This is a genomic window from Allobaculum sp. JKK-2023 (assembly GCF_034745455.1).
In the GTDB taxonomy this organism is placed as follows: domain Bacteria; phylum Bacillota_I; class Bacilli_A; order Erysipelotrichales; family Erysipelotrichaceae; genus Allobaculum.
Genome location: NZ_JAYERV010000003.1, coordinates 1,443,482 through 1,465,089 on the forward strand (window position 1 = coordinate 1,443,482; position 21,608 = coordinate 1,465,089).

Annotated in this window: 18 protein-coding genes; 5 read left to right on the top strand and 13 right to left on the bottom strand. The window is 47.3% G+C overall.

Features of this window, described 5'->3' with window-relative positions; genetic code table 11:
• The first annotated feature begins 155 nt into the window (after positions 1 to 155).
• The 4 genes from U4956_RS05870 (at position 156) to U4956_RS05885 (ending at position 3,742) form a co-directional block, all read left to right on the top strand.
• The gene (locus tag U4956_RS05870; protein WP_323089628.1) at positions 156 to 1,409 is read left to right on the top strand and encodes a hypothetical protein; all 1,254 of its coding nucleotides are present in this window, start codon (positions 156 to 158) and stop codon (positions 1,407 to 1,409) included.
• Positions 1,410 to 2,271: 862 nt separating this feature from the next.
• Positions 2,272 to 2,643 carry a hypothetical protein gene (locus U4956_RS05875; RefSeq protein WP_323089629.1) on the top strand — a complete coding sequence of 124 codons (372 nt, stop codon included), beginning with the start codon at positions 2,272 to 2,274 and terminating at the stop codon, positions 2,641 to 2,643.
• Between the two features lie 13 nt (positions 2,644 to 2,656).
• Positions 2,657 to 3,055, top strand: a complete 399-nt coding sequence (locus tag U4956_RS05880; protein ID WP_323089630.1) for a hypothetical protein — start codon at positions 2,657 to 2,659, stop codon at positions 3,053 to 3,055.
• 81 nt (positions 3,056 to 3,136) lie between these two features.
• A complete protein-coding gene (locus U4956_RS05885) occupies positions 3,137 to 3,742 on the top strand; it encodes a hypothetical protein (protein ID WP_323089631.1) in 606 nt (201 codons plus the stop codon).
• Positions 3,743 to 3,902: 160 nt separating this feature from the next.
• Here U4956_RS05885 and U4956_RS05890 read toward each other — a convergent pair whose 3' ends face one another.
• The 13 genes from U4956_RS05890 to U4956_RS05950 form a co-directional block, all read right to left on the bottom strand.
• Positions 3,903 to 4,481 (bottom strand): formate/nitrite transporter family protein, encoded by a 579-nt coding sequence (locus U4956_RS05890; RefSeq protein ID WP_323089632.1) that lies wholly within the window; start codon positions 4,479 to 4,481, stop codon positions 3,903 to 3,905.
• Entirely contained in the window at positions 4,478 to 5,185 is a 708-nt protein-coding gene (pyrF, locus tag U4956_RS05895) for an orotidine-5'-phosphate decarboxylase (protein ID WP_323089633.1), read from the bottom strand. The genes U4956_RS05890 and pyrF overlap by 4 nt, the downstream gene beginning before the upstream one ends.
• Positions 5,186 to 5,747: 562 nt before the next feature.
• Entirely contained in the window at positions 5,748 to 6,665 is a 918-nt protein-coding gene (locus U4956_RS05900) for a dihydroorotate dehydrogenase (RefSeq protein ID WP_323089634.1), read from the bottom strand.
• The gene (locus U4956_RS05905; RefSeq protein ID WP_323089635.1) at positions 6,665 to 7,399 is read right to left on the bottom strand and encodes a dihydroorotate dehydrogenase electron transfer subunit; all 735 of its coding nucleotides are present in this window, start codon (positions 7,397 to 7,399) and stop codon (positions 6,665 to 6,667) included. Before U4956_RS05905 ends, U4956_RS05900 begins: the two co-directional genes overlap by 1 nt.
• A gap of 6 nt (positions 7,400 to 7,405) precedes the next feature.
• On the bottom strand, positions 7,406 to 10,630 hold the full coding sequence (gene carB, locus U4956_RS05910) for a carbamoyl-phosphate synthase large subunit (RefSeq protein ID WP_323089636.1): 3,225 nt from the start codon (positions 10,628 to 10,630) through the stop codon (positions 7,406 to 7,408).
• Positions 10,623 to 11,708: a glutamine-hydrolyzing carbamoyl-phosphate synthase small subunit gene (gene carA / locus U4956_RS05915; protein ID WP_323089637.1), complete on the bottom strand. Its 1,086-nt coding sequence runs from the start codon at positions 11,706 to 11,708 to the stop codon at positions 10,623 to 10,625. Before carA ends, carB begins: the two co-directional genes overlap by 8 nt.
• Positions 11,709 to 11,903: 195 nt before the next feature.
• Entirely contained in the window at positions 11,904 to 13,202 is a 1,299-nt protein-coding gene (locus U4956_RS05920; RefSeq protein ID WP_323089638.1) for a dihydroorotase, read from the bottom strand.
• The gene (locus U4956_RS05925) at positions 13,202 to 14,110 is read right to left on the bottom strand and encodes an aspartate carbamoyltransferase catalytic subunit (RefSeq protein WP_323089639.1); all 909 of its coding nucleotides are present in this window, start codon (positions 14,108 to 14,110) and stop codon (positions 13,202 to 13,204) included. The genes U4956_RS05920 and U4956_RS05925 overlap by 1 nt, the downstream gene beginning before the upstream one ends.
• 346 nt (positions 14,111 to 14,456) lie before the next feature.
• On the bottom strand, positions 14,457 to 15,971 hold the full coding sequence (locus U4956_RS05930; protein WP_323089640.1) for a glycoside hydrolase family 32 protein: 1,515 nt from the start codon (positions 15,969 to 15,971) through the stop codon (positions 14,457 to 14,459).
• Positions 15,972 to 15,985: 14 nt separating this feature from the next.
• The gene (locus tag U4956_RS05935; protein ID WP_323089641.1) at positions 15,986 to 17,077 is read right to left on the bottom strand and encodes a sn-glycerol-3-phosphate ABC transporter ATP-binding protein UgpC; all 1,092 of its coding nucleotides are present in this window, start codon (positions 17,075 to 17,077) and stop codon (positions 15,986 to 15,988) included.
• A gap of 5 nt (positions 17,078 to 17,082) precedes the next feature.
• On the bottom strand, positions 17,083 to 17,934 hold the full coding sequence (locus tag U4956_RS05940; protein ID WP_323089642.1) for a carbohydrate ABC transporter permease: 852 nt from the start codon (positions 17,932 to 17,934) through the stop codon (positions 17,083 to 17,085).
• A complete protein-coding gene (locus tag U4956_RS05945; protein ID WP_323089643.1) occupies positions 17,909 to 18,871 on the bottom strand; it encodes a sugar ABC transporter permease in 963 nt (320 codons plus the stop codon). The genes U4956_RS05940 and U4956_RS05945 overlap by 26 nt, the downstream gene beginning before the upstream one ends.
• 54 nt (positions 18,872 to 18,925) lie before the next feature.
• A complete protein-coding gene (locus tag U4956_RS05950) occupies positions 18,926 to 20,248 on the bottom strand; it encodes a sugar ABC transporter substrate-binding protein (RefSeq protein ID WP_323089644.1) in 1,323 nt (440 codons plus the stop codon).
• Between the two features lie 282 nt (positions 20,249 to 20,530).
• Here U4956_RS05950 and U4956_RS05955 point away from each other — a divergent pair, with 282 nt between their 5' ends.
• A complete protein-coding gene (locus U4956_RS05955) occupies positions 20,531 to 21,553 on the top strand; it encodes a LacI family DNA-binding transcriptional regulator (protein WP_323089645.1) in 1,023 nt (340 codons plus the stop codon).
• The last annotated feature ends 55 nt before the right edge of the window (positions 21,554 to 21,608 follow it).

Consider the following 21,608-nt stretch of genomic DNA (forward strand, 5'->3'; position numbering starts at 1 on the left):
TCGGCTTAATCGAAGACACTTTTCCACCAATCCAAGCGTTTTAGGATCAATATTTTCAATGAATTTGTTCTCGAATATTTCACTTCTCATTTTCTTGTTTCCTTTGTTTTTATATGTCAGTATTTAATTGTCAATCAGAAAGGAGAGAAAGACCAGTGAAGCATTTATTAACAACTCGCATGCTAATACGATCAAGAAAGCATCTGCGTCTTTGTCTGGCCTTCGCACTCATTCCTCTATACGCCGCAGGTTGCAGCACAAGTAACATTGTTAATTCCCCAGATCAGAGTGAAAAGCAAAGTGAAGAGAGCCAACTCAATCAGGTTCATGATGCAAAAGATCCCTCTGAATCATCACAGATTGACGATGTTCCCGAAAACAGCAATCAAAATTCGAATACGAGCAGCGCATTCTTATATAGCCAAGTATCCCAAACATACAATTTCGGCAGCTATGTTCTTCGAGAGGGAGAAAACATTGATCCATTACGCGGTGAAAATGGAAATTTCTATTTTCAGACTGTTGCTCCTTTGAAAGGACTGATGACCGCTCCCACCAGAGCACTCTACAAATTAAATTGCGAAACTGGCGACATTGCCGAATTAAGTACCTTTGATGATGAAGAGAATATCCGCATCTGTGACGTAATGGAATTTCAAGGGGTCCAACTGCAGCTGATCTACCGGTTTAATGACGCCTATATCGAATTCATCATATTGAAAGACGGTCAGGAAATATATAACAGTCTGGCGGTTGATACTCTAAACCTTCCAAAACTGACTCAAGTCCAAGACAACCTGTATTTCTCAATCAGTGAAATGGACATCACAAATTCTGTCTTCGGAAACGTTTACCGAATCGGTCCTGACTTTTCAATTGAACAGGTTTACACCTCTGCAGGATATATAGTCGGACTGATCAATACAGTGAACTATTCGGGAAACTTTGGAATCGGTATTCATCAAGAATCGAATAAACGGTTTGGCTTTCTCGATAATCAAGACCAGCTAACATTCGTCGAAGTGCCAAACGATGATTACATTTATCCTTTAAGCGATGGATTTATGCACTTGAAACCCATCAGCGAAAAAGTCTACTCCATCTCCTGGATCGATAAAGAAACACAAGAGGAAATCGATCTTGATCAGACCTTTGAAGGTGTAATGGGGAATTACACCGCTTTAGAAAATAATGTATTCATGTTCGAAGATTTGAATCAACAATCCTACATCGGCTGTTTCGACGGGGGTCAGATCAAAATCGAACCCGTGGAATCCATTTCATCTGGTCTGTGTCGCTATGCTCAGATCTCCAGCAACAGTCTGTTTGTGTATATACATCAAAATGATGTAAATGAAAACGGGCAGACCGTTTCCAAAGACTGGTCCGGCGCTCTGCTGCAGCCTTAAAATCCTCATAAAACTAGAGACTAAAACTATCACAGAGGATGCACAATGTAGAATATCGTTTTCGCATTGCGCATCTATGACTTAAGCGGTATTTTCAAAACAATATTGTTCTTCCAGATTGGCTTTTCGTACAGACAGCCCGAAAAGAAAGCGAGAATGGATATTTATGGACTCCAATAATCTTTTTAGTAACTTTACGGCTTTGCTCATTTGTTTAGTCAGATTATTTTTTGTTGATGTTGCTTCCTATAGTGGAGATGTTTCTCGAGATTCTAGAACAGCTTCACATCTCCCGAACTATCAAGCGTGGGTACCATCACCTGCGAATCGTTGGGAAGATTGCAAAAGTCTTGGATATTGGTATGCAGAACTTCATCGATAACATTGGAAGATTCCTTAAAAAGCCTGTTTGTCGCGTTGTACTCGTTCTTCTTGTCCTGTACGTTTCAATGTCAGGATTGGTTGTACTCAACGTAAAAGGAGTCCAATACTACAAATCTCATGACCAAAGTTCATATGATCAAAAATTCGGACTCGGCCATGCCTGGTATGGATGCCCCCTGAATTTTCCACATGCTGATCAGGCAAAGCCTCTTTCTCCCTGGGCATTTGGCGACGACATGCCAGAAGGCCGAGACTTTGAAAATTTTGCGAACTATGAAAGTGGCATCTTTTGTCCTTTCTGTCTGTGGAATTTCTTCTGGCGGCCTAAGCCGAGTTCCCTTGTATGACTTCTTGCGCGAAAGCCTTGCAAACGCTGATCGGCTTGCCAGATTCGCATTTAAAACTCTCTTTATAGAAAAAGCAACTTCATCCTTATGGAAAAGTTGACTGCTAAAATCTGTTTGATACGGAGGTGGATATGGAGAAAAAACAAAAGCGCTCATGGAAATCCATTGTGAAAGCAATCGTGATTGTCATCGTTGCTTATCTTGGGATTTCCTATGCGGTTGTTCTCTGCCATACAGGCGCTCAATACTATAAGGCTGGAAGCGAGACTTCGACTGTCCATGCTGAGGATTTTGGTCTTTGCCATTTCTGGTATAGCTGCCCGCTCTATCGATCTGAGTTTAAAAACGAACATCCTGTTCCATTTTGGACATTTGGAGAAGACATGCCAGAAGGATCTGATCTCGGTCAGTTCATGGGCAAGGAACATGGGCTGTTCTGTCCATTCTGTGTCTGGAACTGCTTCTATAAGCCTAAAGCAGGAAGAGCAGGATCCATCTTTTAAAGGAGGTAGAACTATGTCAAATCAAAAAGGAACACTTTATATCCTACTTCCGTTGATCAGTGCCGTGATGGTTGGAATTTGCTCACCATCCCAGGCTGATTTTCAGCGAGGCACAAATATGGGAATGTGTTATCTATTGCTGGCAATCGGTCTGGTTGTTTATACCCTGTGCGTAGCTGCAAGTCGTCGACTCTGGCAGAGTGGGAGTGTTTCCAAGAGCATGGCGATAATCGCGCTGGTTCTTTGTCTGATGATCTGGCTTTTGCTCACTCCGATAATTCCCACTCCCCTTAACGGACTAACCAGTTGGATTTCAACAAGATACAATCCTTTTTTTCCAGGACTTGCCTTTTCTTATCTGGTTTTCTGTCTGGTTGATTTACTTTCAGGAAACAAGAAACTTCGCTCGTAAAGACATATTATATTTTTATACACGGAACTATTTTCTGATCAGATTGGTATGGTATATTTTTTAAAACGAGGAGTAAAAATTATGAAAAAGCTGCAATTTATTCTTCCCGCTTTAACTGTTCCTGTCCTTTTGGCAGGATGTACCTCTTCTAAATCCTCCATTTCCGCCGACAGTCTGACCGAGTTGATCCATAAACCCAGTGTATCGATTCTTCTGGATTCAAAAACACCTGTTTGTGGCGCAGGCGAAGACTTTTCCCCCGAGCAAGGACAAACTGCATGGATCATTATTGACCAGCCGCTGACGGAAGCCACTTCGCTGGTCTTTCGCTCTGAGCTTGAACAAGACAATGGAAAATGGCTTTGCAAAAGCGTTGAATACGAAACCATTCAACCGACTGGAAAGAATGATGGTCTGGACTGGAAACCTTTAGCCACTCATATCTGGGAAGGAATTTCGCTGGAAGAAAACAAGGAATTGAGAATTACCATTTCATTTGAGCAGACTGAAACAAAAGAGTATCTCATTTCGAAATTCTATACCATTAGTCTTGAAAAACTGTTTGCCTGCGAAAACCCGTTAACCGAACAGCTTCTTGGGCAGCAATTCAATATGAATGTCTATCAGATGAATCCATACGTCAGTCCAGACTATTCCTATATCGAAAACCAGATTGATGAAGAGTAGACGTTTCATCCAGTCCCAAGGATCTGGCTTCAGGCCTGTATCCTTTCTTATGGAGGTTTTGTAAAGAGAAAAATTACACTGATCGCAAACCGAAAAGGGAGAAGCCATTGCTTCCCCCTTTTTCTGATCCATTGACTGCGTCGAATAGATCTTGTCAGAATTATTTTTTTGTTTGAAGCAGGCTGAAGAATGGCGCATTGTCCATCATCAGCAGGCGGCAGCCCACGGCACCTACCCAGTTGCCCACCAGAATCCAGGCCAGATTCCAAGTCCAGACATTGGCATAGGCCATATAGGCCAGATCGGCAATGGAGTGTTCGAAGCCGCACAGGATAAAGACCGTCACGCAAAGAAAGCATCCCGCCCGCAGGCCTTTAGACCAGCTGTAAACAGCCAGAAACATCAAGACTCCGCAAAAAGCACCATTAATCAAAGCCAGGTACCAAGGCAGAGCAACTTTGGCAGCGACTAAAGTGGCAGCTTCTTCCTGCACACCCATATTCCAGCGCAGCAGCAGGCACACGATGACCACCCCGATCGCATTGCCGAGCAGAATTTTTAAATAAGGCAGATCCTTGGCGCCAAACCAGCCAATTTTTCCCGTGAACAGATCCAGTTCGAACAGGCAGACAAAGCACAAGGCAAAACCAAACAACAAGGCCCCCCATGGCTTTTCAGCTCTTAAAAACAGGTAGGCCGCCATGCCAATCAAAACACCGGACGCAATGGATTTTCTCACAGGGACCTTCCATTCATCTCGGCTTCAATAGCCTGATAGGTTTCTTTTGGATTGGCGGATTTGGTAATCGAGCGGCCGACAACGATGTAATCACTGCCCTGTTCACGAGCATAGGCAGGGGTGGCAACGCGCTTCTGGTCGTCCTTGGAATCCGAAGCCAGACGGATGCCTGGAGTCACACATAAGAATTCAGGACCGCAGGCTTCTTTGATGGCCTTAACTTCATGAACGGAGCAGACAACTCCATCCAGGCCGGCTTCTTTGGCATATTTTGCATAGCGGACAACGGAATCGATGACTTCGCCAGGAATTCCCTGTTCGTTGTTCATGGCTTCTTTGGAGGTTGAAGTCAGCTGGGTAACCGCAATCAGCAGGGGTCTTGGATTGTTTCCGCTTCCCTGTTCAAGGCCTTCCAGACCAGCTTTCATCATTTCGACGCCGCCAGCTGCATGAACGTTGGTCAGATTGACGCCCAGTCTGGCCAGGTTTTTCATGCCGCCTTTTACGGTGTTTGGAATATCGTGCAGTTTTAAGTCCAGGAAAATATCATGACCCATTTCCTTGATTTCACGGACCAGATCCAAACCTTCCGCATAGGTCAGCTCCATGCCGACTTTGACTGCGATTGGCTCATCGAACTGGCTTAAAAAATCCAGTACTTCTTTTTTACTCGAAAAATCTAAAGCTACAATTGTTCGATTCATTCTCTTTCCTCCTCATATCGCCAAAACTCTACCATATCGATCTGCCCAGAAAATGGCTTCTTTTACGACTTACTCATTTTGAATCTGTTTTGGGCGGATTCGACACAGATGCAAGGCGTTGCCATCCTGAAATCCTCACTGAAAATTCCAGAGTCCGGCGGGAATCCTCGAAGAAAGGTTCTCGCCGCTGAAAAATATCCATAACCATCCCCCACAACCATCACCCTCACCCATAAAGAATTCACCAAACAGATTCTCTTGAAAAAGAAGGATGTCGATACAGCCAAAGAAGGAGCCTGTCCAGACCAGAAATTCAATTCACGCTCTTCCTGACTTTTGCAAAAGCAGCTCTGCACTTTTCAATGCCCCTCAGCATTCCCAAAGGCCAGAGATATCGCTTTCTCTCAGGCAAAAATCGCCGATGGTACTGTTATCCACTTTTCTGAAGACTACAACAAAGGGGCTGTAACGGATATTTAAATCCTTACAACCCCTTTTCTGGTTGTTTTATTTTTTCGTCAGGCAGACGAATATCCCAGTATTTATGAATTATTCGTCAATTCTATGCTTTTTTGGGCAGTGCTTTGCCAATGGCTTCCTGGACGGAGTTCAGGCGGTATTTCGCCAGGACTTCCGGCAGCTGGTCAATGATCTTCGGGCAGGCCCATGGATCAATCAAGTTGGCAGTGCCCACTTCAACAGCACTGGCTCCGGCATACAGGAATTCAAGAACATCTTCGGCATTGCTGATACCGCCGCAGCCAATGATTGGAATATTGACATTCTGAGCGACCTGGTACACCATGCGCAGCGCAATCGGCTTAATGGCAGGACCCGACAGACCGCCGGTAACGTTACCGAGTAGTGGCTTGGCGGTGCGAAGATCCATGCGCAGGCCCATCAGGGTATTAATCAGCACCAGACCATCTGCGCCAGCCTGTTCTGCAGCCTGAGCAATTTTGACGATATCCGTGACGTTTGGAGACAGTTTGACATAGACAGGTTTGTCCGCCACCTGTTTGACCATCCGGACGACCATGGCAACAGCTTCAGGATCCGTACCAATGGCCATACCGCCATGCGCAACATTCGGGCAGGAAATATTCAGCTCAAAGGCCTTGATGCAGTCCAAGCCAGTCAGATGCGAAACCACTTCGCCATATTCTTCTACTGAACTGCCGGCAATGCTGACAATGACCTCCGTGTTCTGCTTTTCCAGAAATGGAACTTCACGCAGCCGGACAAATTCAACCCCTTTGTTTTCCAGGCCGATCGCATTGAGCATGCCGGAGGGGGCTTCACCAATGCGCGGCTGGGCGTTGCCGATGCGGGCATCGAGCGTAACAGACTTGGTGACAAAGCCGCCTAAAACACCAAGATCATAGATCATCGCAAATTCACGGCCATATCCAAAGGTTCCGGAAGCCGGAATGATCGGGTTTTTCAGGTTCAGACCTGGTAAAGAAACGGACAGATCCATTATAAGACCACCTTTCCAATCGGGAAGACAGGCCCATTCTTGCATACACGGACCGGCATACCATTTTTATCCACAAGCACGCAGCCCTGGCAGACACCAAAACCGCAGCCCATGCGGGATTCTAAGGAAATGTATCCTTCTGTATAGGTGTTCTGGATCGCGCGCAGCATCGGCAGCGGACCACAGGCCAGAACAAATGGGCAGTCGATATTGTTCGCTTTCAGGCCATCGAGTACGGTGCCTTTGACGCCGACCGACCCATCCATGGTGCAGATAATCGGCGTGATGCCTAACTGTTCAAATTCACTGGCGTAGAACACTTCGTCTTTGGTATTAAAACCAAGCGCGACATTCACTTTCACGCCGGCATCCAGATACGCTTTGGCGGTTAAAAGCATTGGCGGTGTACCAACGCCGCCCCCAAGCAAAACGACCTCATCGCGTTTGACGATTGGAAAACCTGTGCCCAGCGGACCAAGCACGGATAATTCAAGGCCTGGTTCAAACGTACTCATCAGTGCAGTGCCTTTGCCCATGATTTTATAGACCAGCCGGATTGTATCCGGACCAGCCCACGAGATGGAAATCGGGCGACGGACTTCATAGCCGGGCAGCCCGACCTGGACAAACTGTCCAGGCTTGGCTTCACCAGCAAAGTCGCAGGCGAGTTCCATCCGGTAAACATCTTTGGCAATGGGCGTGTTGGAAAGAATCTTTGCGTTGGATAATTTCATAGTTTTTTATTTCCCCATCTCGTTCATGGAAATCATCGAGAAAGAAAGTGACTCAAGAACCTTCATCAATGCGTTGGTCGTATCCAGTGCGGTCATACAGAAGATGCCATTTTCCGAAGAGACACGACGGATGATAAAGCCGTCATCTTCGTTTTTGCGGGAAGTCCGGCTCATCGTGTTGACGACAAAGTTTACTTTGCCATCGCGGATGATCTCGGTAACCGTTGGCAGGTTGCCTTCCTCTTCGATCTTAGCCACTTCATGGACAAACAGGCCGTTTTCGCGGAAGAATTCGGCTGTTCCATGCGTTGCATACAAACCATACCCAATGTTGGCAGCCCGTTTTGCCAGCGGCAGAGCTTCTTCTTTATCACGGTCAGCGATCGTAAAGAGGATATTGCCATGCGGGCTGACTTTGATGCCGGCGGCCACCAGGGCTTTATACAGGGCTTTTTCCAGGTTCACATCAGAACCTAAGGCTTCACCGGTCGACTTCATTTCCGGCCCAAGCACAGTATCGACCGAACGCAGTTTGGCAAAGGAGAAGACTGGGGCTTTGACAAACACCCGGTTCTTTTCTTCTGGACGATAGCCAGGCGTGTATCCCTGCTCTTCGATCGAATGACCTAAAACAGCCATCGCGGCGATGTGAGACATCGGAACTCCCGTAATCTTGGACAGGAAGGGCACGGTTCTTGAGGATCGTGGATTAACTTCCAGAACATATACCTGATTGTTATGATCGACGATGAATTGAATATTGTACAGTCCGATGAACCCAAAACCTTCACCGATACGGGTTGCATAATCGATGATGGTTGCCTTGACTTCATCGCTGATCGTCTGCGGCGGATAAACGGAAATCGAGTCTCCGGAGTGAACACCAGCGCGTTCGATGTGTTCCATAATGCCTGGAATATAGACATGTTTGCCATCCGCAATCGCATCAATTTCCAGCTCTTTGCCGACGATGTACTTGTCGACCAGAATTGGGGCATCATGGGAGATTTCTTTAACGGCGTTGGCCATGTAAACGCGCAGTTCATCATCGTTATGGACAATCTGCATCGCACGACCGCCCAATACATAGGAAGGACGAACCAGAACCGGATATCCGATCCGGCTGGCAATTTCGAGAGCTTCTTCAACCGTCAGTGCGGTCTCGCCCTGGGGCTGCGGGATGTTGAGTTCATGGAGCATCGCTTCAAACTCATGACGGTCTTCCGCTTTATCAATACTTTCCAGACTCGTTCCTAAAATCTTAACGCCATGTTCGGCCAGGGAAGCAGCCAGGTTGATGGCCGTCTGCCCGCCAAACTGAACGATAACACCTTCCGGTTTTTCCAGATCGATGACTTCCATGACATCTTCAGTGGTCAGGGGTTCGAAATACAGTTTATCGGAAATCGAGAAGTCGGTAGAGACAGTTTCCGGGTTATTGTTGATAATGATGGCTTCATAGCCGGCTTTGCGCAGCGTCTCAACGCAATGCACCGTGGCATAGTCAAACTCGACGCCCTGGCCAATCCGGATTGGACCGGAACCAAGAACAACAATTTTCTTGTTCTGGCTTGGGATCGATTCATTTTCCTGCTCGTAAGTCGAGTAGAAATATGGAGTTGCGGACGTAAACTCGCCAGCACACGTATCTACCATTTTGTAAACCGGGACAATTTCCGCTTCGTGGCGCAGATCATAAATCGCTTTCGGTGTGGTGTTCCAGTTTCGGGCAATGTAGGAATCCGAGAAGCCATTCTGTTTGAGCGTGCGCAGAACGTCTACATCCATTGGATGTTCTTTCATCTCTTCTTCCAGATGGAGAACATGGGCAATGTGATACAGGAAGAAGCGGTCAATCTTGGTTACATTAAATAATTCTTCAATGGTTTCTTCAATTGGAGCGTTGCTGTTGCGAATCCATTGCGCCATCGCAAAAATACGGCGGTCATCCTGTTTCTTGATCAGCTCCATCAGCTCATCCTGGCTCATGTCTGCCATTTCTTTCATCTCCAGATGGTCGACTTTCATCTCCAGCGAGCGGATGCCTTTTAAGAAGGATTCTTCAAACGTCCGGCCAATGGACATGATTTCTCCCGTGGCCTTCATCTGAGTGCCTAAGCGACGGTCCGCATTGGCAAATTTATCGAATGGGAAGCGTGGGAACTTGGAAACCACGTAGTCAATCGCCGGCTCAAAGCAGGCATAAGAAGTGCGGGTAATCGGGTTAAGAATTTCATCGAGGGTCAGGCCAACAGCCAGTTTGGCGGAAATCCGGGCGATTGGATAGCCGGTGGCCTTACTGGCCAGCGCGGAGGAGCGGGATACACGCGGGTTGACTTCGATGACATAGTATTTAAAGCTTTCTGGATCCAGAGCGAGCTGGACGTTGCAGCCGCCGCAGATCTTCAGGGCACGGATAATCTTTAAGGATGCAGAACGCAGCATCTGGTTTTCGCGATCGGTCAGAGTCTGCACGGGAGCCACAACGATGGAATCCCCCGTATGGATGCCGACCGGATCGACGTTTTCCATGTTGCAGACAACGATGGCGGAGTCATTGGCATCGCGCATGACTTCGTATTCAATTTCTTTGCAGCCAGCAATCGACTGTTCAATCAGACACTGATGAACCGGAGAGATTTTCAGGCCGGCATCGCAGATTTTGCGCAGCTCATGTTCATTGTTGGCAAAACCGCCGCCCGTACCGCCCAGGGTATAGGCCGGACGGACCACCACGGGATAGCCCTGCTTCTCGCAAAACTCAACCGCCTGTTCAACCGTGTGAACAATGTCACTTTCCGGAACCGGTTCATTGATTTCGCGCATCAGGGCACGGAAGAGTTCGCGGTCTTCAGCGCGATTGATCGCATGCAAATCTGTACCCAGGATTTCGACACCATATTCATCGAGAATGCCATCCTCAGCCAGTTCAACAACCAGGTTCAGACCGGTCTGGCCGCCAAGAGAGCCTAAAATGGCATCTGGTCTTTCCTTATAAATAACGCGTTTGGCAAAATCGAGCGTGATCGGCTCGATATACACCTGGTCAGCGACAACGGAGTCGGTCATGATGGTCGCCGGGTTGGAGTTGATCAGAATGACTTCATAGCCTTCTTCACGCAGCGACTGGCACGCCTGGGTGCCGGCGTAGTCAAATTCAGCAGCCTGGCCGATGACAATCGGACCAGAACCGATCACCAGAATTTTTTTCAGGTCTTCTCTTCTAGGCATTCTTCTTCTCCTTCTCATTTTTGATCAGTTCAACAAACTCATTAAACATTCCTTTGGAATCATTCGGGCCGGCATTCGCTTCTGGATGGAACTGAAGGCTGAACACCGGATATTTGGTGTGGGCAACCCCTTCGCAGGATTTATCATTTAACGCCTGATGGGTCATCACCAGATCAGTACCTTCCAGAGAATCGGCATCCACCGCATAGCCATGGTTCTGGCTGGTAATTTCCACATGGCCGTCGCGCAGATCCACAACCGGATGGTTGCCGCCGCGATGACCGAATTTCAGTTTGTACGTTTTTGCCCCGCACGCCAGACTGATCAGCTGGTGGCCCAGGCAGATGCCAAAAATCGGCACCTGGCCAATCAGGCTGCGGATCGTTTCAATGGCTTCTGGCACATCCGTCGGGTCACCAGGGCCGTTTGTCAGCATCACGCCATCAGGACGGAAACTTAAAATTGTCTTGGCATCGGTGTTCCAGGGAACGACCACGATGTCACAGCCGCGTTCAGACAGTTCGCGGATAATGCTCAGTTTGCATCCAAAATCCATAACCACAACTTTGGGTCCACGGTTTGGCACGGAGTAGAGTTTGGTCGAAGAAACGCGGCGCACCTGATCGTGCAGCGGTTCACTCTGCCTAAGCATCGCCACCAGAGCGTCCACGTTTGCATCGGCATTGGCCATGATTGCTCTCATGGTTCCTTTATCCCGAATCCGGCGGGTGATCGCCCGGGTATCGACGCCGTAAATGCCTGGAATCCCCTGGGATTTACAGAAAGCATCAAGCGTTTCATCAGCACGCCAGTTCGAATAGTTTTCACATAAGTCTTTGACCACCAGACCGAACGCTGCGGTTTCAATGCTTTCCCAGTCGTCACGGTTGATGCCATAGTTGCCAATCAGTGGATAGGTCATCATGATGATCTGTCCACAGTAAGAATTGTCGGTCAGAATTTCCTGATAGCCAGTCATTGAGGTGTTAAACACCAGTTCACCGACGCGAAAGTTGTCCGAGCCAAAGCCTTTGCCCTTCCATACACTTCCATCTTCCAGTACAAGCAGTCTGTCCATACGGTTCCTCCTTCGTTTTGCGATTGAAAGCTGTAGTCATTTATACCCTGCCAGTTTTCAGAATTGAGCCGGGTATTTCTATTGTACGTCCTGAACCGGATCCAAAGGATCCGTCTCAAAAGACGATCATTCTTCTGTCCTGTTTTGGATCACTCTGTATATTTGCGGTTAAGAAACAGTGCACGCCCAGTCCCTTTAGTGGTTTCTTTCAAACACCCGGCGCCCATTGGCCCAGGTCTGCTCAATAGAAACCACGCTTGGCCAGCCGGCAAAGGGGGTGTTGTGTCCCTGAGACAAAAACTTCTCGGGATCAATCACTTCGTCGGCTTCCAGATTGGCCAGGAAAAAATCCGGACGATAGCCGACTTCCAGTTTTCCGGTTTTTTCCAGGCCAAAGGCTGCAGCAGGTTTTTCGGCCATCCACTCGATCAGCTGGCGCAGTGACCAGCGTTGCTGGTGGTGGACAAATTCCGTATATAAGAGTGGAAAAGCTGTTTCCAAAGCCACAATGCCAAAGGGCGCCTTATCCATTGGACGACTCTTTTCTTCGGCGGTATGGGGCGCATGGTCATTGGCAATAAAATCCAGATCGCCATTTTCCAGCCCTTCAATTAAGGCCATGCGATCTTCGTGGCTGCGCAGCGGAGGGTTCATTTTCCAGTTTGGGCCTTGTACATCCTTTTCCTCCAGCAGCAGATGGTGGGCAGTCACTTCAGCGCTGACTGGATAGCCCATCTCCTTGGCCGCATGGAGGGCTCTGACGCTTTGTCTGGCAGAGATGTGGTCCGCATGATAGCGCAGGCCATGCTTGCCGGCCAGCCGCAGATCGCGTTTAAGCTGTTCGCTTTCGCATTCACTTGGAATGCCGATCCAGCCCTTTTCTCTGGCCATTTTCCCCGCATGGACACTTGCCCCCGTATGACGGTAGTTCATATCTTCCGTATGACAGGAAAACAGAACACCAGCTTGGGCGGCTTTTTCCATGGCCTCATTCATGATGGCCTCCGATTGCACGCCCACGCCATCATCCGAAAAGCGGGTAATCCCCATTTTCTTCATGGCTGCATACTCCACTGGCTTGGCCCCGGCTTCATCCACGGTAATCGTCGCAAATGGAATAGTACGGATGCGGCTGTCTTTTTCGATCAGCGCCAGATAGTCTTTCATCACTTCTGGAGTCGATGGAAAAGGCAGAACGTTTGGCATCGCAAAGATCGTGGTAAATCCGCCGGCGGCTGCAGCGGCTGTTCCCGTGGCGATGGTTTCTTTTTCACTATGGCCTGGCTCGCGCAGGTGAACGTGGGTATCCACCAGACCGGGCAGTAAAGCAAGACCGTTTCCATCAACGACCTGAACATCTTCTGGATCCAGGCTCATCGCTTCCAGATCCATTTTCTCTTCGATGGCCAGAATTTCGTTTTCATCAAAGAGCATTTCGGCAGGCTGCAGGGCGTGGTGATAAAAAATACGGACGTTAGTAATCAATGTTTTCATCAGGCTTTGCTCCTTCCAAAAGGCGGCAGTCCTAAAGCGCGTTTGACAATCGCCTTGCGCACCAGCATGCCGTTTTTCATCTGTTCAAAAATGCGGCTTTTGGGCGCTTCTACCAGATCGGTATCAATTTCCACACCACGGTTGACGGGGGCTGGATGCATCACAATCGCATGCTCTTTCATGCGCCCATAGCGCTCCTTGGTCAGTCCATACTGTTCGAGGTAATCTTTTCCTTCCAGGCTTTCCAGCTTGGCTCCCCGCTCCCACTGGATGCGCAGCATGATGATGGCATCCGCCCATTCAATGCTTTCGTCGAAATCAGAGAATGGATAGCCTTCACGCTCCCATTCTTTCGGTCCGGCAAAGCGAACGGTGCTGCCAAAGCGTTCGAGGGCTTCTTTATCGCTGGCTGCAACGCGGCTGTGGGCAACATCGCCGCAGATCAGGATATTCAGGCCATCAAGATGGCCGAATTCGTTATAGAGCGTTAGCAGGTCGAGCAGACATTGGCTGGGGTGATTGCCCTTTCCATCCCCGGCATTGATGATCGGGACCTGAATCGATTCGAGTTCTTTGAAATAGTCGTCTTGCGGATGGCGGATGACCAGCAGCTTGTAGCCGACCGCTTCAAAGGTCCGGACCGTATCATAGAGCGTTTCTCCTTTAGTTAAAGAAGATGTTTCCGGATTGAAGTCAACCGTCGGCAGTCCTAGCTGCTTTTCGGCGCTCAGAAATGAGTAGTGCGTACGTGTCGAAGGCTCAAAAAAAAGATTAGCAGTGAGAACCTGATTCGAAACAGGTAACTGCCAATCTGAATGAGAACTAGAAAAAGCCTTCGCATCATTGAGTAAATCGAGAATCTCAGCATTGGAGAGATCCTTCATGGTTAACAGCGATTTTTTATTCATCTGCTTTCCTCCCTGATGTTCAGACATCTAAATCTTCAGTATTGTAGCATAGCCAACCTTAAAAACAAGATTCTTTCGAAACCTGTCTGCGACTCTTTGATCGATATCCGTTTGTCGGTATCTTGAACGAACAAAAACTCCCGAAAAAACGGGAGTTTTTGTCAGAATCCGATGATTGTGAAGGTTGTTTTTTTCAAGAATGTAAGACTTTCAATTTAGCGAATTTCCTTTCCTGAATCGGATTGCGTTTGTAAAAACCAGCTGTTCTTGTTCATCCGCATTGAAATCATTACTGAAATCATTACTGAAATCGTCATTGCCCTCTTTTCAATCGCTCCACAAATCGTCAGGTTTCGTCCAGATCGTTCTTTAACTTTTCCTGATGGAGCTTTTCTACATCCATGGAATGAAAGTCGATGGTCAGATTTTCATCCTGGCCATGCAGTACAATCCGATCTGCCTGCGGCAAGGTGGGAATAACGGTGGAAAGGACCATTTCTCCCTGATTGACAAAGATTTCAACCGAGTAAAGATCCATAATGATTCGAAGCTGATCGACACCGCTTTCAGGAAGAGCTGCTTTGCGGACCGTGACCCAATCCTCTTCCATGCCGGAATACGTCCGATCCATTTCCATCCAGCCTTTTGAGGCATCAATCGTAAAAGTCGTTTTGTGGTTTTCATCGCAGGCCAGATCTATGGCGAAGTGATGAGCCGGGTTTGAAAATTGAAGTGTCGCATCCAAATACCGGCCGCTCATCCGGTTGTCTTCAAATGTTCCATCCAGATGGACATTGTCGATATGGCTCGTTTCTTTGTACCAGTTTTCAATTTCGCGAATCGGCTTCTGGATCAGTTTTCCCTGTTTGAAAGACAATTCCCGTGGCAGGGTCATCTGTGATGTCCAGTTCTGTCTGGAACAAAGAATCGGAGAATTCCAGGACGACATCCAGCCAATCAGAATCCGACGCCCATCTTCTAAAAGCGTGGTCTGTGGAGCATAAAAATCCAGTCCATAATCCAGCTGCCTGGCCTCTTTCTGGAAAAACCGGGAAGATTCCAGACTTTGATTGAAGCGCCCTGGAATATAGACGCTGTTATGACCATTATGAAATTCATACCCCTGGGCATGCATGTTTTGTGGGGAGCAGATCAGCATGGGCTGGTCATCCAGCAGGAAGACATCGGGGCATTCCAGCATTTTGCCATTGGTTCCATCAAAAGAAAGCAGAATGGATTCAAATGTCCAGTCTTTCAGATTGGGACTTGAAAACAGAATCACTTCTCCCTTCTTTTCAGGATTGAGGATTCCGGCTGCCAGATACCAGGTCGTGCCTGTTTTCCAGAGTTTCGGATCGCGAAAATCCACATCCGAATATCCTTTTGGCAGATTGACTTGGGATAAAACAGGATTGGCCTCAAATTTGGCATAGTTTTGGCCATCACCAATGGCCAGACACTGATTCTGTTTTCCATTGGCGCATCCGGTATACATCAGCACATGCCCTTGCTCACTTTCCACAGCACTTCCGGAAAAGCATCCATCTTTGTCAAAAGGCTGATCGGGAGCCAGGGCAGCCGGCTTTTGTTTCCAGACGATCAAGTCTTTGCTGACCTGATGGCCCCAGTGCATCGGCCCCCATTGATTGGAATAGGGGTGATACTGGTAAAACAGATGGACCTGTTTTTTGTAGACTGAAAATCCATTGGGATCATTCATCCAGCCCACAGCCGGAGTGAAATGAAATGCCGGCTGTCTATCTGCTGGAGTACGATGTTCGATTTCAAAATTTCTTGCCTGATTTAATTCTGGCGTCGGTTTAAATTCGGTCATTGTTTCAAAGTTTACTTCTGGTGTCATTGTAAAGTTCCTGTTCAGACAATCGCTTTCTCGGTCGCCGCATCAAAGAAATGCATTTTTTCAGGGACAAAAACAAAGTTTCGTTTATCACCTTCATGGCAGATTTCATATTTATCCACACGGGCAACCACATCCTGACCTGCCAGATCAAAATAGAGGTTATTTTCATTGCCCATGACTTCCGTATTGGTAATGACGGCCTGCATCAGATTTTCAGGATCCTGACTGATGTACAGATCAGAGAACTTGATATCTTCACCACGGATCCCCATGATGGCTTCTTTTTTGCCAGCTAAGAGTCTGGCCTGCTCAGGATTCAGTTCATATTTCAGGCCATCTTTAAAAATCAGCGTATGGCCATCAATCTGAACCGGGAAGAAATTCATCTGCGGGCTGCCAATAAAACCAGCCACAAAGACATTATCCGGATGTTCATACAGATCCATCGGCTTGCCGACTTGCTGAATCACGCCATCTTTCATCAAAACGATGCGATCCGCCATCGTCATGGCTTCAACCTGGTCATGGGTGACGTAAATCGTGGTGTTTTTCAGTTTCTTGTGCAGCTGGGAGATTTCGTTGCGCATGGACACGCGCAGTTTGGCATCCAGGTTGGACAATGGTTCATCCATCAAGAAGAGTTTGGAATCTTTCACGATTGCCCGACCTAAGGCCACCCGCTGGCGCTGGCCGCCAGAGAGGTTTTTCGGTTTGCGCTTGCGGTATTCTTCCAGGCCGAGAATGTCCACCGCCCAGTCTGTTTTCTTTTTGATTTCGTCCGCTGGCACTTTCATATTTTTGAGACCATAGGAGATGTTTTTTTCCACAGTCATATGCGGATAGAGCGCGTAGTTCTGGAAAACCATGGAGATTCCGCGATCGCCAGGTTTTACTTCGTTCATTTTCTTGCCATCAATGTACAGATCGCCACTGGTAATCTCTTCAAAACCAGCGATCATGCGCAGCGTAGTGGATTTGCCACAGCCGGAAGGTCCAACGAAAGCGACAAATTCACCTTCTTCAATTTCAAGCGAGAAATCTGTCACTGAGTTTTTTTCGTTTCCTTTATATCGTTTGTCGATGTTTTTGAGTTCAATGAATGCCATGAGAATTAACCTTCCTTTCCACCAGTGGTCGTTACGCCTTCAACAATCTGTTTGGAGAAGAATGCGTAGATAAGAATTACAGGGATGGTGATCATCGTGATCACGGCCAGCGTCATGCCGGTTGTTACATTGTCATTGGAGGTAATCGCGTTCAAACCAATCTGAGCGGTCAGCAGATCTCCAGAAGTAAAGACTAAGGATGGCCAGAGATAGTCGTTCCAGACACCCAGGAAAGTAAAGACAGCTACCGTAGCCACGACGCTCTTGCTCATCGGCAGAACCATCGTGAAAAAATAACGGATCGGGGAGCAGTGATCGAGCTGGGCAGCTTCATATACATCGTCAGGCAAAGCCAGGAAGGTCTGCCGGAACAGGTAGATGTTAAAGGGGTTGACGATGCCGGGCAGGATATAGCCGATCACCGTATTGAGCAGTCCCATCTTGGCAATAAACAGGAAGTGAATCGTAATGATGGTTTCCATGGGAACAATCATTAAAAGCAGGATGATCATGATCCACTTGTCCCGACCCGGAAATTTAATTTTGGCCAGTGCATAGCCGGCAAGACCATTTATGATAATGCCAAGAACAATCAAAACGGCTGCATACAACAAGGTGTTTCCGACATAGCGGACAAATTTGGTGCCAAACAGAATATCCGTGTAGTTTTTAAAAAAGTTTTCATTCCATCCAGGCAGCATGAACGCATGAATGGTATTCATATCCGCCGTAATCTGCGCATCTGTCTTAAAAGAGTTGCAGATCAGCCAGATCACAGGAAACAGAAAGAGCAATGAAGCCGCAATCATCAGTACGGTCAGAACAATCTGTTTACGCTTCTGTGCTTTGTTCAACATAGGAAGCCTCCTCGTCTTCTTCTAATGTTTTTCCAAACCGGAAAAGTCTTTTCTTTGGAGATTCAACTGCTCCTTCTTTATCAGCAGTCAATTTGTTCTGGATGGCGGTCAGCAGCATGACAAAAGCCGCAAAAACCATCGCCATCGTGCTGGCCATACCGATTTCCCAGTTCACGGTACCCGTCTGGTAAATGTCATACACAACGGTGTAAGTCGACATGGATGGTCCGCCGCCGGTCATAACCATCGGCTGAACAATCATTCTGAAAGCTCCAATTGTAACGGTGATAAAAACAAACACGCAGATTGGTTTAATTTCCGGAAGCGTGATGTCCACAAATTTTCGCCAGGCACTGGTCTGATCCAGATCCGCTGCCTCATATAAAGCTGGATTGATGCCCTGCAGCGCACCCAGAAAGATAATCATCTGATAGCCGACCCCCTGCCATACGGACATGAAGGCAACTGAAGGCAGCGCCTGGCTGGCCGAATGGATAAAGGGCTGAGCCGGAATGCCAAATAAAGACAGGAGGGCATTGAGAATTCCTTCTGGCGAATAGATCTGAATCCATAAATTAGAGACAACGGCCAGTGACATGACAACCGGAATGAAGAAAGCTACTTTGAAGTACTTCTTGCAATAGGCGACCTTATTGATCAACAAGGCCAGCCCCAAGGCGCCGCCGCACTGGAAAGGGACAATGATCAATACAAACTTGATCGTGTTCCAGAAGGCAAGAACGAATTCTTCGTTTTTGAACAGCTCAATATAGTTATCCAAGCCGGTAAAATGAGTCAGGCTTGGGTTGAGCGCGAAGAAATCGGTAAAACTGAAGATCAAAGTCAAAATCATCGGAATAAACAGGAAAACGGCAAGTAAGACCAGCGCGGGCCCAAAAAACGCCATTCCCATTAACGACTGCGTTTTCTTTTTCATTTTTCTACCTCAAATCGTTTTAAATCTGGCATCCAGTTTCTGGATTTCCATTTCTCAGCTGGCATAGCGCTTGAGCTTGTTTTCAATCTTGTCCACTGCTTTATCAAGCTCACTTTGAGCATCATGGCCCGAGATGACAGTATTTTCGAGAACCTGCTGTACACTGGTGGAAACCTGTGGATAGGCTGGCGTAATGGAACGCGGATGACCGTATTTGGATAACTGCTCATAGAGCGCTTTGTAGTTTTCATCGGTTGAGAAAATCTCTGTCTGATCAAAAGCCTCATAGGTGGATGGCAGAGAATTGGTCAATTCATTGAGCGTTTTCCCGCTCTCCACGCCGCTCATGTATTGGACAAGCTTGGTTGCTCCTTCCAGATTTTTGGTGGCACTGCTTGCGGCATAGGCCCAGGATCCAGTTGGCGTGTATCGTTCCCCATTCCAGTGATCGCCAACGACATACGGAGCGACCCCCAGTTTGATCTCCGGATAGTTGCTGTAAATCGAGTTCACTTCCCAGGCTCCATCAAATTTGAAGGCTGCCCGTCCGCTTTCAAACAGATCCGGAATTTCAACACTGGACATATAGCCTTTATCGACCAGAGTCTTGAAATAGTCGAGCGTTTCTTTGTTGGCTTCGCTGTTGAAATATCCTTCTGCTTCCAGGCCCGTTTCATCGACGAAGTCACCGCCATTCGACCAGAAAAATGGCGCGTAATAGTAAATGGTCGCTTCACCCACTGGAAAGGACATGGCCAGTGGGTATCCGTTCAGTTCATCTGTAACTGGCTTTACCTTTTCAAGCACATCAAGAAATTCACTGAAGGTCCAGGGGTGATCCCCATCTGGAACTTCCACACCGGCTTTCTCGAGAATGTCTTTGTTGTAATACATCCCAACCGAGGATTCCATGGCACCCAGGGCGTAGAGTTTTCCATCATAGGTTCCCTGATCAAGAATGGAGGGCAAGTAGATGGAGGTTTCTTCCTCACTCAGCTCACTCAATGGCTGGATGATGCCATTGGCCGCATAAGCCGCTACGTTTGGTCCATCGACCGTCAGTACATCTGGCAGATCGCCGGACATGACCGAAGCATTGATCTTGTCAGAATATCCGCCGCCGGAATCATTGCGGGGAACAAATTCCACATCCGCAAAGTACTGTCCATCATACTTTTCATTGAATTCATTCACCGACTGCCGATAAGCGCGACCTTCATCGGTATCCTCAATCACATGAACCCACATGCTTAAATACTCTTCCCCTTCGTCATATCCAGGCTTGCTGCCAGGCTCGACCTTTTTTGACGAACATCCGCTCAATAAAAGGCTTGAAGCAAGCAGGGCTGACGATAAAACTTTCAATCGTTTTCTCATAACTTCTCCTCTGTATCCTTTGAAAGTTACCGGTCAAGTTATCGGTTAAGTTACCGGTTACTTTACCTAGATGATAGGGTTTTCAGTGGCGGGCGTCAAGAGGGAAAACGAATTTTTCTCAAATTTGTGTAACCGGTCACTTTGCTTTATCTAAATAAAGATAACCGGTTAATTTATTATTGATTTTTAAGGGATTTGCGCTTACTCTAAGCATATTGAATCCTGCCTATGAAAATAAAACGGAAAACATAGAGTTCCCCCCCCAATGAAAGGAAGTTTCTGATGAAAAAAAGAGTAACCTTCGCGGATATCGCTAAATATACCGGCTTTTCGAAAACCACCATCTCCCGTTATTTCAACAACCCGGATTCCCTGACCCTGGAAAACCAGGAGATTATTCAAAAAACGCTGAAAGATCTGAATTATCAGGAGAATAAACTCGGAAAAATTCTGGCCAGCGGCCAGAGCGAATTTATCGGCATTCTCATTCCCAATCTGTATCTCAATTACTATGCAGAAATGCTAGATCTGATTCTGGCTTCCTATGAAAAATATGGCTTTAAGTTCATTGTTTTTCCCGGCAACTCCAGTCCTGAAGCCGATCGCAAATACATTCATGAACTGCTGGCTTACCAGATCGAGGGCCTGATCGTACTGTCATCTTCTCTGCCCAGCCAGGAACTTGCCGAGTTGAATATCCCTGTCGTTGCCATTGAGCGGGAAGCCAAAGCCATTTCAAGTGTTGATACGGATAACGCAGTTGGCGGGCGCTTAGCGGCAAAGCGGCTTCTGGAAGACAAATGCGATCACTATATCCATATCAATATAGATGTAGATCCCGAAGCCCCTTCCTATCAGCGGATTACCAGCTTTGAAGACTATCTGAAAGAGCATGGCCAAAAAGCACTGATCTATAAATTTGAAGGTGGAAGTTCCTATCATGAACTCCAGGAAAACTTCAAACTGGTCTTTGAAGAAATCGAAAGCCGCTTTGACAAAGACACAATCAAAGGTGTTTTTCTGGCCAACGATACCTATGCCAATCTCTTCTTAAATCAGATTATCCGCAAATACGGTCACCTTCCCGATACCTATAAACTCATTGGTTTTGATGGAACAGCTGCTTCTGCCGAAGCAATTGTCGGCATCACGACTGTCGCCCAGAAAAAAGAAGAAATGATTGAAAAAGCTATGGGCATTCTTCTTGAACAGATTCATCAATCCAAACAAAGAAGACCGCAAAACACCAATGCACCTGTTCATATCCAGGTCGATCCCGTGCTGATTGCCCGCCAGACAGCCTGATCCTTTTTCTCTGCCCCATTTTTCAAAGAAAAACCCCCTCGAAAAGAAACCTGCC